The sequence below is a fragment of the Sporosarcina sp. FSL W7-1349 genome (assembly GCF_038003045.1).
Classification (GTDB): Bacteria; Bacillota; Bacilli; order Bacillales_A; family Planococcaceae; genus Sporosarcina.
The window spans coordinates 36542-51723 of record NZ_JBBOOK010000002.1; the positions used below are offsets into that span (position 1 = coordinate 36542).

General features: G+C 46.2%; 13 protein-coding genes and 1 riboswitch. Of the genes, 7 read left to right on the plus strand and 6 right to left on the minus strand.

The annotated features are described in order from the left end of the window. The first annotated feature begins 62 nt into the window (after positions 1-62). Both MKY41_RS14160 and MKY41_RS14165 read left to right on the plus strand, forming a co-directional pair. Complete coding sequence (locus MKY41_RS14160; RefSeq protein ID WP_340745747.1) at positions 63-1295, plus strand: aminopeptidase; 1233 nt, start codon at positions 63-65, stop codon at positions 1293-1295. A gap of 386 nt (positions 1296-1681) precedes the next feature. Then, positions 1682-2257 carry a beta-class carbonic anhydrase gene (locus MKY41_RS14165; RefSeq protein WP_340745748.1) on the plus strand — a complete coding sequence of 192 codons (576 nt, stop codon included), beginning with the start codon at positions 1682-1684 and terminating at the stop codon, positions 2255-2257. A gap of 130 nt (positions 2258-2387) precedes the next feature. On the opposite strand, the gene MKY41_RS14170 is transcribed toward MKY41_RS14165, so the two are convergent. Beyond that, entirely contained in the window at positions 2388-2933 is a 546-nt protein-coding gene (locus MKY41_RS14170; protein WP_340745749.1) for a GNAT family N-acetyltransferase, read from the minus strand. 304 nt (positions 2934-3237) lie between these two features. Between MKY41_RS14170 and MKY41_RS14175 the strand changes: the two genes are divergently transcribed. Then, a complete protein-coding gene (locus MKY41_RS14175) occupies positions 3238-3999 on the plus strand; it encodes a tryptophan-rich sensory protein (protein WP_340745750.1) in 762 nt (253 codons plus the stop codon). Between the two features lie 43 nt (positions 4000-4042). Here the strand turns inward: MKY41_RS14175 and thiT are convergent, their stop codons facing one another. After that, the gene (thiT, locus tag MKY41_RS14180; protein ID WP_340745751.1) at positions 4043-4597 is read right to left on the minus strand and encodes an energy-coupled thiamine transporter ThiT; all 555 of its coding nucleotides are present in this window, start codon (positions 4595-4597) and stop codon (positions 4043-4045) included. A gap of 107 nt (positions 4598-4704) precedes the next feature. Continuing rightward, positions 4705-4808, minus strand: a riboswitch (TPP riboswitch). A gap of 104 nt (positions 4809-4912) precedes the next feature. On the opposite strand from thiT, the gene MKY41_RS14185 reads away from it, so the two are divergent. Continuing rightward, positions 4913-5251 (plus strand): DUF4870 domain-containing protein, encoded by a 339-nt coding sequence (locus MKY41_RS14185; protein ID WP_340745752.1) that lies wholly within the window; start codon positions 4913-4915, stop codon positions 5249-5251. 333 nt (positions 5252-5584) lie between these two features. Then, the gene (map, locus tag MKY41_RS14195) at positions 5585-6352 is read left to right on the plus strand and encodes a type I methionyl aminopeptidase (RefSeq protein ID WP_340746460.1); all 768 of its coding nucleotides are present in this window, start codon (positions 5585-5587) and stop codon (positions 6350-6352) included. Positions 6353-6423: 71 nt separating this feature from the next. Here the strand turns inward: map and MKY41_RS14200 are convergent, their stop codons facing one another. From MKY41_RS14200 to MKY41_RS14215, 4 genes are all read right to left on the minus strand, one after another. Then, positions 6424-7566, minus strand: coding sequence for a DEAD/DEAH box helicase (locus tag MKY41_RS14200; RefSeq protein WP_340745754.1), 1143 nt, complete (start codon positions 7564-7566; stop codon positions 6424-6426). A 63-nt stretch (positions 7567-7629) separates the two neighbouring features. Next, on the minus strand, positions 7630-8331 hold the full coding sequence (locus MKY41_RS14205) for an aspartate/glutamate racemase family protein (RefSeq protein ID WP_340745755.1): 702 nt from the start codon (positions 8329-8331) through the stop codon (positions 7630-7632). A gap of 170 nt (positions 8332-8501) precedes the next feature. Then, entirely contained in the window at positions 8502-9542 is a 1041-nt protein-coding gene (locus MKY41_RS14210; protein WP_340745756.1) for a lipid II:glycine glycyltransferase FemX, read from the minus strand. 53 nt (positions 9543-9595) lie between these two features. After that, positions 9596-10816 carry a carboxylate--amine ligase gene (locus tag MKY41_RS14215; RefSeq protein ID WP_340745757.1) on the minus strand — a complete coding sequence of 407 codons (1221 nt, stop codon included), beginning with the start codon at positions 10814-10816 and terminating at the stop codon, positions 9596-9598. A gap of 401 nt (positions 10817-11217) precedes the next feature. Between MKY41_RS14215 and MKY41_RS14220 the strand changes: the two genes are divergently transcribed. Together MKY41_RS14220 and MKY41_RS14225 are read left to right on the plus strand one after the other, a co-directional pair. Further along, a complete protein-coding gene (locus tag MKY41_RS14220) occupies positions 11218-12954 on the plus strand; it encodes a methyl-accepting chemotaxis protein (RefSeq protein ID WP_340745758.1) in 1737 nt (578 codons plus the stop codon). A 190-nt stretch (positions 12955-13144) separates the two neighbouring features. Continuing rightward, positions 13145-15157, plus strand: a complete 2013-nt coding sequence (locus tag MKY41_RS14225; protein WP_340745759.1) for a methyl-accepting chemotaxis protein — start codon at positions 13145-13147, stop codon at positions 15155-15157. Positions 15158-15182: the final 25 nt, after the last annotated feature.

The following is a 15182-nucleotide window of genomic DNA, read 5'->3' on the forward strand; positions in this document are numbered from 1 at the left end:
GATGACGGGAATTTCAAAAGTCTGTAGGCCATTTTATGTATGAAGAGAGGAGCAATTTCACTATGACAACATTTGAAAACCGGTTGGAACGTTATGCGGAGTTAGCGGTCAAAGTAGGTGTCAATATCCAACCAAATCAGTATTTGCTCATCAACGCTTCCACAGAAACCGTCGAATTTGTCCGGCTCATCGTCGAGAAAGCCTATGAGGCGGGAGCACGCCAAGTATTTGTCGACTGGGTCGATGATATCGTCTCCCGGATCCGGTTCGAAAAAGCCCCTGCGGAGTCCTTCTCGGAATTTCCCGCTTGGAAGGTGCAGGAGCGGGAGCAACTTGCGGAAAAAGGAGCCGCTTTCATGAGCATCACGTCCCAAAGCCCTGATTTGTTAAAGGGAATTGATCCTGCTCGCATTGCCGAATCGCAAAAAGCAGCAGGACAAGCGTTAGACCGATTCAGACAACTGATGCAAGCCGACAAATTCAGTTGGACTGTCATCGCCGCTCCATCCAAAGCATGGGCGGACAAAGTGTTTTCCGAATTTCCGGAAGGCGACCGGGTCCCAGCCCTTTGGGAAGCAATCTTCAAATCCGTACGAGCGGATCAGAAGGATCCCGTACAGGCCTGGATCGAGCATGACAAGACCTTGCATGCCAAAGTCGATTATTTGAATGAAAAACGGTATAGGAAACTTCATTACCGTGCGCCGGGTACCGATCTGACAATCGAGTTGCCCGAAGGCCATTTATGGTGCGGAGCCGGTAGCATCAATGAACAGGAACAGCCATTCATGGCAAATATGCCGACCGAGGAAGTCTTCACTGTTCCATTGAAAACAGGAGTCAACGGGTTCGTTTCCAGTACGAAGCCGCTCAGCTATGGCGGGAATATCATTGACAACTTCAAGATCACTTTTCAAGACGGCCAAATTACAGAGGTAACTGCCGATCAAGGGGAAGAGGTCCTGAAACGTTTAGTGGATACGGATGAAGGGGCGAAATATCTTGGCGAAGTCGCACTGGTCCCCCACCATTCACCAATCTCCGAGTCCGGACTGCTTTTCTATAACACACTATTCGATGAAAACGCCTCCAATCATCTGGCGATTGGAAGTGCCTATGCGTTCTGTCTCGAAGGTGGCAAAACGATGTCCCGTGAGCAATTGGAAGAAAAAGGACTCAACCAGAGCATCACCCATGTCGATTTCATGATCGGGTCAGACCAGATGGATATTGACGGCATCCGCCAAGACGGAACGGCAGAACCCATATTCCGCAGCGGAAATTGGGCTTTCTAAAATACGTCACAATTGCTGAAAACATTTTAAAAAGACCTTAAAAAGACTGGGACTTTACTGTATAATAAGAGCGGTGGCGAATAATTATATTGTAGAGAGGAGTCTTTTCACATGGGTCTCATGTATACAACAGTTATCGGTTATTCGGTCGTACTTCTTTTAGCTGCGTTATTCACAATGCATTATTTAGCGAAAGCTCTTGATTCTTCCGATGCAGAAAGAATCGATCCAAAACCGGATACTAAACTATAAAAGAGTTGCCTTCCAGCAGCTCTTTTGTTTTATCAAGATAATAATATGTCCTAATTACGGGCGCACTGTCCCCTTCAATACAAGACTAATATGGATGAAGGGACAGCAAATCCAAACGGGGTAGGTGTAGACAAGTGGCACTTTTAAATGAAATCTTGGACTTCAATGTATCATTCGTAAACGAAAAAAAATATGAGCAGTATGCAACGACGAAATTTCCCGATAAGCGAATCGTTATTTTAACTTGTATGGATACTCGTCTTACTGAGCTATTGCCGAAAGCGATGAACTTGAAAAACGGCGATGCAAAAATCATCAAAAGTGCCGGCGCGGTCGTAAACCATCCGTTCGGTGGGATTATGCGGAGCATCCTGGTCGCGATCTATGAACTTCAGGCCGACGAAGTGTATATCATCGGACATCATGACTGCGGTATGAGTTCCATCGACACAGATCGAATCACCAAAAATATGACAAACCGCGGCATCGATCCTGAAATCTTCCATACGCTAAAATATTCGGGAGTGGATATGAAAAGCTGGCTGCATGGATTCAGCGATGTGACAGAAAGCGTCAAAAAAAGTGTTGAAGCAGTACGCCATCATCCTCTTATGGATACAAAAGTGCCAATCCATGGCCTAGTCGTCCATCCTGACACAGGCCAGCTGGATGTTATTGTCGATGGCTATCAATCCGTAACCGAGAATTGATCGGGAGCTGACAAATTTCCCGATTTCCCGGGAAATATTAAAAGGCGCAAACAATAACAGAAGCCACTTCCTCTCACAGGAAGTGGCTTCTTATCTTCATCACCCATCTTCGAAATGGGGCCTTGCCCTTTCAATAATCATCTTCCACCATCGCGTACATATAATGATCTTCCCATACGCCGTTGATATAAAGCAGTTTGCGCAGCAACCCTTCCCGTGTATAGCCCGACTTCTCCAACACTTTGACAGATCCGGAGTTACGTGGGGACACAAATGCCTCAATCCGGTGCAATGCCAACTTCTCAAATGCAAATTTTGTCACGAGATCGAGCGCTTCTGTCCCTAATCCACGGCCAGTTTCCGCCTCATCGATCGAATATCCGACAAATCCACTGGAAAACGGAAGCCTTTTGATACTATATAAGGAAATATGGCCGATCAACCTGCTTGTTTCAGCGTCAAAGATACCGAAGTTGTATTCTCGTCTATTCCTCATTTGATATAGTGCTTCTCTAATTTTTTCCCGCTGGACCGATACCGTGAAATAACTGTCCTCATGGCGCGGTTCAAACACCGACCAATACTCCCGGTTCGCACTAAGCAACGCCGTGAAAATAACAGCGTCCTCCTCAGTCAATATTCGTAAATAACAAGATCGCCCTTCAAGCAATATCAATGACATCCACCCTTTTGCGAAGATACATCCGGAATCTGGCATATTCTACATTAGTATGCCGCTACCAGCCACATTTTTTACGTTTGTATCTTATTTATCTCTAGTGTAGCGACGAAAAAACGGCACCCACTGAAGAAATCGTTTTCAATTTCCACATTCTAACAAAACACTCGGAACATAAGTTGCACTTATTATATCATGAATTTTCCATATGAGAAATATTGCATTTGTGACGGAAACTTCATACTTTTACTGTTCCGCCTTCCTGTTTGGAATGTATACTGTACAGTAGGAGGATTAGACGATGATGAAAATGATAATGACCTTTTCCCTCGTCTGCATGATAGCCGTTTACTCGGTTGCTAATATATTGCCTTTGAATGGCACGACGACATGGGAAATTGCATATAGGTTACCCGTACTTTTTACACCTGCAGGATACGTTTTTACCATTTGGATACTCATTTATGCTTTATTAGGTTTTTGGATATATGGCTTTCATAAGAAACCGAGCTCTTCCCGATCGATTTCCAGACTTCGCGCATCTCTTTTCATATTGAGTTGCCTGTTCAATATCGCTTGGATTTTATTATGGCATTACGGTTATTACATCCCGATGCTTATCGCCAAAGTGATTATTCTCGGTCTTCTGCTGGCCCTCTATTTCACCTATCCCCCAAAAGAGAATTCCATTTGGGGCAGAGTTCCGATTTCCATCTATGTTGGTTGGATATTCATCTCGACGATTATGAATTTCAATTATGTACTGACTTACCGGGAATGGTCCGGCTGGGGACTGAGTGATCCGCTATGGACTGTCATTTATTTGACGATTGCTGCAGCATTCGCTTTTCATTTCCTCTACCATCATAAAGATGTGGCTTTGAATTTAGTGAATATCTGGACCTTCATCGGGATCATTGTGATAAATGGAACAGATGAACTATTCGTTTCAGCCGCAGCCCTGTTCCTAACAGCGGCGATGGCAGTCGGAATTCTTATGGTACAGAAACATCGAAACGGACAAGATTTACCAAGCCATGGCACAAAAAGCATAGTGAAATGAAAAATCGCCGTCTCTTCCAGTTCAGAAGAAAGCGGCGATTTTTTTATGAACGTTGCAATAGGCGCGGTGCTGAAGTGAATAAAAGCGAGGCGACAATTGCAGACAAGATGATGGACGGTATCATGAACGTCCCGTTGTATAAAAGCGAGTATAGCCATACCGGCTGGTCCCCGGCATATTGCCCAAAGAACACCATTCCGCCGATGAAATGGATCAGATAACGGAATAACCCTCCGATTACTGTACCCACGACAATCGCCGCGACCATCTTCCCCTTCTTCCCTTCCGCTTTTCCACGAAGCAGCCAAACGAGCGTCACTGCCGCGAGCCCGACGAGTGCATAGGCAACGAAATAATCCAACGCAGCCTGTACGGGATGATACACCTTTCCTGCCGAGATCATTTGGATCAATCCGCTTAAAAATCCGGTCAGCATGCCGCCCGCGAATCCCCAGCGAAAAGCCATTACCACAATCGGCAACATTGACAAAGTGATTGAACCTCCCTGAGGCAATGAAAATCCGATTTGATCCAACACAAAAGAGATAGCACCTAAAATGGCAACTTCCAATAAAAATTGAAGACGTTTCCTAGACAAATGAATTCCTCCTTCCTTGAAAAATGGTAGGAGGATGTGAGATTGAAAAAATACGACTAGCTACGAAATGAAAAAAGACATCCCGGATGAACGGGACATCTTGATATGCCAGTTTCCATCCACATCCCTACGCAAGAATGATCTTACAGGTTCAAAGGGTCAGGACAACTCAATGCCCAATCTCAGCCAATCGGCACCCCTTGTGGTTTTTCATGCAATTGTCTATTCAAGTGTATAGTATTCAGAGGAAGTAAGCAAGATGATTTCATCTACTGGAAAATCCTTGTATAGTAAAGACAAGATGGAGGGACGTTTATGACCAATCAAAAATTATTATCGGCCTTGTGTTATTTTAGTATATTTTTTTCGCCCCTGCTTTTTCCATTGATTGTCTATTTCATCTCCGAAGATTGGGAAGTGAAGCAGCATGCCAAGCGCTCACTCGTCTCCCATCTCGTTCCTACTGTATTGCTCGTGGCGGGCTTCATCCTCTTTTCATTTTCCATGTTCTCCTTTTACGAACCAATGAATGGAGGCATGGGAGGTTTTGGATTTTGGCAAATCACCCCATTCCTGTTTGTCGCCATCTACGGACTTCTTTTCCTCGTCATCGTGATCTGGAACATTATCCAAGGCGTCAAGGTGCTCAAATAAGGTTTACTTTTGGAAGCCCGGGGAAAAATACAGGCAATAGCGTACAAGGAAGAAGGCGATGGAACAATGAAAAAACTAATAAAAACAGCGATCAAATGGGCACCTGTCCTTTACCCCATCATTCGCAAAATGATGTCGGAAAGAAAAAAATACGGCACGTCGATTCCAAAAAGATAAAAACGCGGACCGCAACGCTGCGGTCACGCGTTTTTTCTCTTATCCCAAACCGGAAAAATCTATCCCCGATTTCAAAAGTTTGCCGTCTTTTGGATTCCTGGAATATGTTATAGTATGGGATGGTAATGAATGAACGGAAGAAAGGATTTGTTCAGGATGATCGTAAAAAATGAAAGAGAAATCGAATCGCTTAAAAAAATAGGAAAAATTGTAGCAGAAATTCGGGAAGAGATGAAGCAAGCGACCGTTCCCGGCGTCACAACCAAGGAAATCGATGAGCTGGGCGGGCGGCTTTTCAAAGAGAAAGGAGCCATTTCTGCACCTATTGACCAATATGACTTTCCGGGCTATACATGCATCAGTGTCAACAATGAAGTCGCACACGGCATTCCGGGTTCACGGGTCATCCAAGATGGCGACCTGGTCAATATCGATGTGTCCGGCTCATATGGCGGCTATTTCGCCGATACCGGCATTTCATTCGTCGTCGGCACACCGGATGAGAAGAAGCAGAAACTTTGTGATGTCGCGAAAAGCGCATTCGACCGCGCGATGACCAAGGTGAAGGCCGGCTCCCGCCTCAATCAGATCGGCAAGGCTGTAGAACGAGTAGCGAAAGACAACGGTTTGCATGTCATCAAGAACCTGACAGGCCATGGGATCGGCACCTCGTTGCATGAAGAGCCACAGCATATCCTGAATTATTATGACGCTTGGGATAAAACCTTGCTGAAAGAGGGAATGGTCCTCGCAGTCGAGCCGTTCATTTCTGAAAAGGCCGAGCATATTATCGAGTTGGGAGATGGATGGACGTTCGTAACACCAGATAATTCCTACGTCGCGCAAATCGAACATACCATCATCGTCACAAAAGACAAACCGATCATTTTGACTGCTTTGGACGATGAAACGGCATCCAATTAAGTCGCCCGCAAAGCATAATAAAAAGGCTGCTCCTGTCGCCCGAATCGAATTCGGCATAGGAACAGCCTTTTTTATTTCCCTTTATTCTTCTGTACGGTTTTCGAATTGCCTTCCATCAGTTGTCCTTTATACCATGTTTTCTGGACGGGTTTCATCCCTTTCGTCAACTTGCGGTAATCGCGCTCTTCCGCATAGGACAGGAGGGTCAATACTTCCCCGTCGCTCCCCGCACGGCCCGTTCTCCCGGAACGATGCAAATATTGCTCGATCGTGTGGGGGACATCGACATGGATAACATGGGTCAGCCCCTCGATATCCAAACCGCGGGCACCAAGATCGGTTGCGATCAAGACCCGGAATTCCCCTTTCCGGAAGCTCTCCAGCGTCTTCTGACGATCCATTTTCTTCATGTCCGAATACAAGACCCCGATCGGTGCCTCATTATGCCGCAGTTTCATCTCCTTCATATGAAGCTGGTCCACATTATTCATGAAGGCGAGGGCCCGGATTCCTTTCAAATGGGCCAATCCCCGCAGCAGATCCGTTTTTTCCCGTACATCGGTCTTCACATAGGAGTGGACCACTTTCCCCTGCTTCGGCATTTCATCCGCGGTCACTTGAAGGCGGATCGGTTCTTTCATCAACCGCTTTGCGACGATTTCAATTTCGTCCGTGATGGTCGCGGAAACCGCAACGACCTGTCTATCCGGATGGGCAGCTTCAATAAGCCCTTTGACAATAACGCGGTGATCGCGGGATAATAGCTGATCGGCTTCATCGAGGATAATCTGTCGGATATCATACATCTTCAGCCGATTGGCCCTGACCAGTTCGGCAAGCCGTCCCGGAGTTCCGACGACGATGGTCGGCTTCTTTTTCAAGCGCTCGATTTGGCGCTGCATATTCGCTCCGCCGATTAATTGCGTGACCGTGATGTTCGTCCCTTCCACCCATTCCCGGATGATGTTGACGATCTGCATGGACAGTTCTTGGGATGGCGTCATGATCAAAGCCTGTGTCTGCTTTTTATCACCATCGACCATTTGTAAAATCGGAAGCACATACGCCAGCGTCTTCCCGGATCCCGTCGGTGACTCCGCTACGATATCCTTGCCATCCAGCATTTCTGGTATCATCTTTGTCTGGATCGGCATTTCGGTTTCAAATTTCCATTTCGCTCTGATGTTCTCTTCCAAATTTTCCAAGAAGGACATTCTGATCCCCACTTTCATTCTATACAATCCAGTATATCCTAGCTGTCTTTTTTACACGAATGTTCACCGTTTCACTTCATATCCGCATCTTTCAATAGCCGACTCAGCCAGGACGAGGAGTGAATCGATATATTCTTCCCCAAGTTGTAATTCCTCTCTGACGATGGACAACTCGGTGCAGCCGAGGATCACTTTGTCGCAATCCGCCTCTTTCAACGCCTGCTCGATCAAGTCCCATTTTTCCCGGTTCGCCGGCCGACCAGCTTTAATATCGTCGTAAATGACCGACATGACGATTTCCTGGATTTTCGGATCAGCGATAACAGGTATCAAACCATTACGTTCACAAGCAAGCTGATAGACTTCCGTAGTGATCGTCCCGCTTGTCGCTAAAATACCGACACGACTGGCGCCCAATTCTTTCGCACGCCGCGCCGTCTCCGATACCATATTGATGATCGGCAGTTCCGTGCTTTCCTGGAGTTCCGAATAGAAGGAATGTGCCGTATTGCAAGGGATGGCCAACACTTGGGCCCCTGCTGACTCCAAGCGCCTGCTATCCGAGATGAGGACAGGAACCGGATTGTCCTCACTTTCGCCAAGGATGAAAGCCGTCCTATCCGGGATATTCGTATTGTTGGTGATGACCATATTGACATGGTCTTGGTCTTTTTCCGCGGCTGTCCGTCTGACAATCATTTCGCCTATGTACATCGTGGCCAATGGGCCGACTCCGCCGATGATGCCTAATGTTTTCTTTTGCATGGTAGCCGTCAAACTTTCTGTAATAGTTTTTTATTCACAATCACTTCAAAAATTATAGCATAGGGAAAGTTCGGCAATCAATTACGCCCCTGCTCTCCAAGCGGAGCGCTACAACCGGACAAGTGAAAGAAAAGCCACGGAAGTCCTGTCACTCCGCGGCTTTTTTCGGTTCATTTTTTCATTTTTTTCTTCAGTTGCTGGACTTTCGGAACGACTTTGACGAACAGATTATAGAGGAACGGTTTATATACCTTATCGATTTCTCCGATATACTCCGTCACGCCGTCCTCTTGACAAAAGCTGCTTTTGAAGGCGTACAGCCCGTCCTGTTGGCTGTCCAAGATGAAGACACCGCCGAGGTCGTACTGCTGGGCCCCTTCCTCGATCCCCCACTTCATCATCTCATAGTTCATCAGATGGTTCGGGTTGAGGTTGCGCTTTTCGTTCGTACTGCCGGCGTACAGATAGTACAATTTCCCGTGATAATTGATTGTGACGGCACCCGCCAAATAATCTTCCTCATGTTTGACTAAATAGATTCGAAGACCGTCATACGCCTCGCGCATCTTGACGAAATAGTCATAAGAACGGATTGTGATCTGATTGCGTTCTGCCATCGTTCTATAAATATCATAGAAGATTTTCAAATATTCATCGCTGTGGGAATGAGACACTTCCACCCCTTTTTTGATGGCTCCCCGGATGATGTTCCGGGTCTTCTTCTTGTATCGCATCATGATCGATTCTTCGTCTTCGCCTTCCAGCTTGACGATCATGTTCAAACGCGGTTGGATCAGCTCATCCTTATCAGCGTCAACATTTCGGACGACGTAGCCGGCATCCGAGTACTTCTTATTCAACTCTTCGGAATACAAGATTTCGGGATCCATCTTCAGTGCGAATGCTTTATGCTTTTTCGCTACTGCTTCCGCTTCCCTCAATAATTCGGCAACGAGTGCTTCATCATGAAAATCGCAAACAGGTCCACGCGGCGCATACAGCAATGAAAAACCGCCCGGCACTTTTCGGATGAGAAGGGACATGGCAGCCACAATTTCTCCATCCCGTTCCACATACACCTGTTCATTGCCCCAATCATCTTTGACGTCTGCCCAATTGGGGTCTTGCGTGAGAGCCCGATATGGGGAATTCCGGATGAATTCCTCATACCGTTTGACGTCCCTCTCATTAGCCTTGTCCAATACTGGCACCCTGGAATCACTCCTTATACCCGTGCACACAAACTCCGCTGCGACAAGCGGACTTACTCTTTCCGTTTGAAATACTTCTCGAATCGCTTGTAATAATCTCGATAATAATTATATAACTTCAACGAACGGATGAAATTCCGATCTTTGTCGTAATAGAGAGTCGAAGCGGTCTTCTTCTCTTGAATCAGCCGTTTGACCTGCTGTTTTAATTCATAGTCCATCGTATACTTGACGAGCAATTTCAATGGCACCGTATGCCAGAGCACTTCATTGCGACCATATTCGATCGGATTATCCCGATGATAAACACGGTCCTCCACGAGATATTTGGCCATATTGTACCCGTTCGCCGTGACAAAATAGCTACTGCGCCCTTGCCGGATGTTCAATTCAAAAATTTTATATTTCCCATCCCTGCGGTCATATTTCAGATCGATGTTCGCATAACCGGTAAAGCCAATCGCTTCAAGGAATTTCTTGTACTGATCGTAAATGTCCTGGTTGTATTCTCCGACAATCCCGACATAGTTTCCGATCAAGACCGGCGTGTAATCTTCCAACACGACTCGACCAAGGCACATCATCCGCACCTTCCCATTCCGGTCGCAGTACGCATTCAAGACGCGCATCACAGTATCATCGCCCGGGATATAATCCTGGATGATGAGCTTCCCGTCATATGATGAGGAATAGATGGTATTGATGGCATTGACGAACTGTTCTTTCGTATGTAAGACGTATGCCTTTTTCTTCCCCTCGAATTGGGCGTTGAAATAGCGCATGCTATCCGATGGTTTAACAACAACCGGGAAATCGAACGGCAATTCCATATGCGGATCCATGCCCTTGACGAACATGACCGTGTCAGGGTAATCCAAGCCATGTTCCTCACACATCTCGTAAAAATTTTCCTTGAAAATGATATCGTCCATCATCTCTTCATCGACGAACGGAAAAATATAATGCGGTTCCAAATGCTTTTTACTTCTGACGGCAAGCTCGACATAATTTTCATTGCTGGCAATTAAAAGAAGCTTTTCCGCCCGCTCATGCAGCTCGTCTTTCAACTCCATCAGGCTTTTTATAAACGTATTGGGTTCATCAAAATTATCAAAGATTCGTTTTTCAACAATTTTACTATGCATCGTCGAAAGTAGATGACCTTTCGTCGCAATAATGCTGGTGATGCCATATTGCTCGTGAAATGCTCTAGCCATTCCATAAGCATTGTCATCCGATCCGAGGATGACAGGGAGAAAATCCGCTTTTGGCATGAATAAAACCCCTTATCAACAAGTTCTCAAGAGTATTGCCGCCGCCCCTCCGGGACAACTACATAACACCCCCAAGTGTATCGCACGCTTGTTTTCAAGTCAAGAAACCCCATAAGGACAACCACCAGTACATGCGGTTTAGCCGAATGGTTTTATTTATCTTCACTGCACCAGTGTCAATTTTTAACGAATGAAGAAACTTGTTAAAGGATCATTGGTAGAATGATTTTCAAACGGATTGTCGTGGTGAAGAACTTTTTCTAAAGTGTTATACGGAATTTATTAATTATTTTATAATTAATTCACAAATATTTGATTTCTTTTTCAGTTCTTTTCTACTATACTCTATATATATTGCAAATTTATTTTACTTTTATTTGCATATTTCTGGGGGGATAGATATGAGAACATCCGTACGAAACAAATTGGTCGGATTGGCTATAATCGTTATTTTACTGCCAATCCTGTTCGTCGGGGTGATGAATTACATCGTCACCAAAAAGGAGTTGGATCAAGTCGGCCGAATCGGACTCCAAAATGGAACCTATGCGGTCTTAGACATGATCGGGGTACTGGATGCGGAAGTGAAGAGGGGTACTCTGACATTGGAGGAGGCACAGGACAGGGCCAGGGACCTAATTGTCGGCCCGCGAGATTTAGAGGGAAAACGCGCAATTACCAATCGTGCAAAATACGGGGAGAATTTCTACTTCTTCGCTGTTACGGAAGAGGGGATCATAGAAGCACATCCAAGTTTGGACGGACAGAATGTCATCGACTTCCAAACGGATGACGGACGCTATTTCATGCAGGAGTCCATTGCAGAAGCGAAAAAACCGAATGGTGGATTTGTCCGGTACGATTGGCCGACACCTACAAATCCTGACGCCAAGGCACCTAAAATTACATACAGTCTACAAGATCCGCATTGGGGATGGATCATCGCAGCGGGTACATATGAAATGGACTTCAATGCAGGGGCTGTCAATGTACTGAAAAACTCAATCGTCATGATGATCATTGCCACAGTAATCGGGGTCGGCCTGTTCTGGATCTTCTCGGGACGAATGACTTCCTATATCAAGCGGATCATGGCCATGACATCTGATATCGCCAAAGGGAAGCTGACAGGAGAGGACATCCCGATCTTATCAAGGGATGAATTAGGGATCCTTGCTACGAATGTAAATGAAATGAAATCCAGCTTGAATGAGATGGTCGGCCATACGCGTGAATCGTCTAACCGGATGCGGAATTCTTCTGAAATGCTGAGTGCCATTACAGAAGAGACGACAGCCTCAGCGGATGAAGTACATCATGCCATTGCGGAAATTTCCAACGGTGCCGTCATCCAGGCGGAAGAGGCGGAAACAGCTATCGGAAAAGTGGAGAACCTTTCCGACTTGATTTCCAATACGACCGAAAAATACGAAGAGATTGTCAGCGGTATGACAACAATGACCAATTTACAGAAAACAGGAAGCGAAAAGGTGGAAGAGTTGGAACGCAACTCCGAGGAATTTACTGACGTGATCCAAGAGCTTCGGAAAAATTTCTCCCAATTGACCGATGGGATGGGTGAAATCCAAACGATTGTCCAGACGATCACATCGATTTCCGAACAGACTAATTTATTGGCACTCAACGCAAGCATCGAAGCCGCCCGGGCCGGGGAACATGGAAAAGGGTTTGCCGTTGTTGCGGATGAAGTGCGGAAGCTATCCGAAGATACGAACGAAGCGACAAACCGGGTTCGAGATCTGCTCGTCCGGATCGAGGGAGATACCGCTTCCTCGGAAAATCAAATGACGCATACGCTGAAGTTATCGCATGTTCAAGTGGAAGCGATCAATGAAGCGAAGGAGGCGTTCGACCACCTGTCGGAATCTATCCAAAACATCACCGGCCACCTGCATTCACTGGATACCGATATGCAAGAGATGGACGCGAACCGGCTCGTCGTCGTCGGCGCAATCAATCAAATCGCAAGTGTCGCGACCGAATCGGCAGCCGCCACAGAGGAAGTCAATGCATCAATCGATGAACAAAAAGCAGCCATCACATCCATCATGCATTCCTCCTTGGAACTGCATACCGAAGCGGAACGAATGCACGAATTGGTGGAACGGTTCACATAAAGATCATAATTCATTTGATGACTCGCATAGCAATGCGGGTCTTTTTTTCTCCAAATTGTCATAAAACTTTACGAACTCACTACAATATGGCATTGACAGTTTTTGCAAAGATTAGGGATAATTGAATTAGTTCAATAGTTGTATATACATACTATTTTTAGGTTATTTGTACTGGAGGGGGACAATAGGGATGAAACAAAATGAGAAAAGTATAAGGAGTATAGGCTCTAAACTGACAGCGTCTATCATTCTCCTCTTATTGACTGCATCGGTGGTTTTCGGATTTTTTGCCTATCTGAACAGTTCACGGGCCGTCATCGAACAAGTGGAAGTGACGTTGGGGGAAAAGGCGAAAGACATGTCGCATTTCATTGAAGAACGGTTTAACCGTAGTTTCGTGGAACTGCAAGCTTTAGCAACCAATGCGGAAGTAGAAAGCATGGATCCGGACATTCAACAAGCTTTCTTACAGCAAAAGCTGGATGAGGCGGATGATTATCTAACGTTTGCCATTATCACTTCGGATGGAATTTCGCATTACTTGGATGGCACAACAGCCGACTTATCAGATCGTGATTATGTCATCGACGCCTTCAACGGCGAAACGACAATGTCGGAAATCATCATTAGCCGCGTGACGAACGAACCTGTCATCATGCTGGCCACCCCAATCGACACGACAACGGGAGAAGACGCCCTACTTCTCGCCCGGATCGACGGCTATTATTTAAGTGAAATCATCGAGGATATTAAGATGGGAGAAAACGGACATGCCTTCATCATTAATGCAGAGGGAACCTATCTGGGCCATAAATTTCGCGAACGGGTAAAAGACCAGATCAATTATGTGGAATTGGCAAAAGCCGATGGAATTGAATCGGAAGAATCACGTGTTATCAGTGCGATGTTAGCGCAAGAGGAAGGGATTGTATCCTATGAATCCGAAAATGGTACACAACTCCTCGGTTTTCATCAATTGGATAACGGATGGAAAATTGGGGTAATCGCCTACGAAGATGAAATGCTCGCGGGCCTATACACATTGAAAGTCCAATTTTTCATCGTTGCCCTGATCATCATGATTCTTGGAATCGGATTGGCCATCACCACCTCCCTATCGGTCAGCCGGCCGATCAAGGCGATTGTCTACATGGCGGAGCAACTGGGCAATGGTGACTTTACGCAAGCGATTCCCGAACGTTATCGTAAACGGAAAGACGAAATCGGAACATTGGCAAACACATTTGTCCGGTTGACGGAAAATATGAAAAGCATGATCGTTCAAGTAGACCGCAGCGCCGAGAGTGTGAATGCTGCATCTGTTCAGTTAAACCGGGAGACCGACAATGTCAACGGCATGTCCCATAATATCGCATCGGCCATCCAGCAAATCGGCAGGGGGTCGGAAGCACAAATGGCCATGTCCGAAGAAAGTGCATCAGCAGTGGCGGAAATGTCTGCCGGCATCCAAGGTGTTGCCGAACTTTCTGCATCTGTGGCAAAAAATACGGATTTCATTTCAGAAAAAGTGAGTGACGGCCATGATGCCGTCCAGCAAACGATTCAACAGATGGAATACATTCAAGATGGTACGAATAAAGCGACGGAAATCATCAAGCTGCTTTCCAAAGAATCAGAGGAGATCGGACAAATCTCCAAGATGATTACGGATATTTCAGAGCAGACGAATCTCCTGGCGTTGAACGCTTCCATTGAAGCCGCCCGCGCAGGTGAAGCGGGCAAAGGATTTGCTGTCGTGGCAAGCGAAGTGCGGGTGCTTTCCGAACAAACAGCTGAATCCGCCGCGAAAATCAACCAACTGATCGATATGGTCCAGCGTCACACCCGGGAAGCGGTCGAAGCGGCCGAACAAGGAGAAGACAATGTATTGAAAGGAACAGAAGTCATTGAACGGTTAGGAATGCGGTTTGATGAAATCGTCCAAGCTGTCCATCAAATCAGCAACGAAATCGAAGAGATGACCGCCGTCTCCGAAGAAATGGCGGCAAGCTCTGAAGAAGTCGCAAGCTCTATCGATGAAGTGGCTGCCACCGCCAAAACGGCCTCGGAGTACGTAGAGGAAGTCACCGCATCCACCGACAACCAATTACAAACCGTTGAAGAAATGAACGCATTCACACGGCAATTGGCCGAAATGGTCGATGATTTGCGCTCTGCCATCCATAAATTCAAGATTGACTGAAGTGAAATAGAAGCCCCCGCTCTGA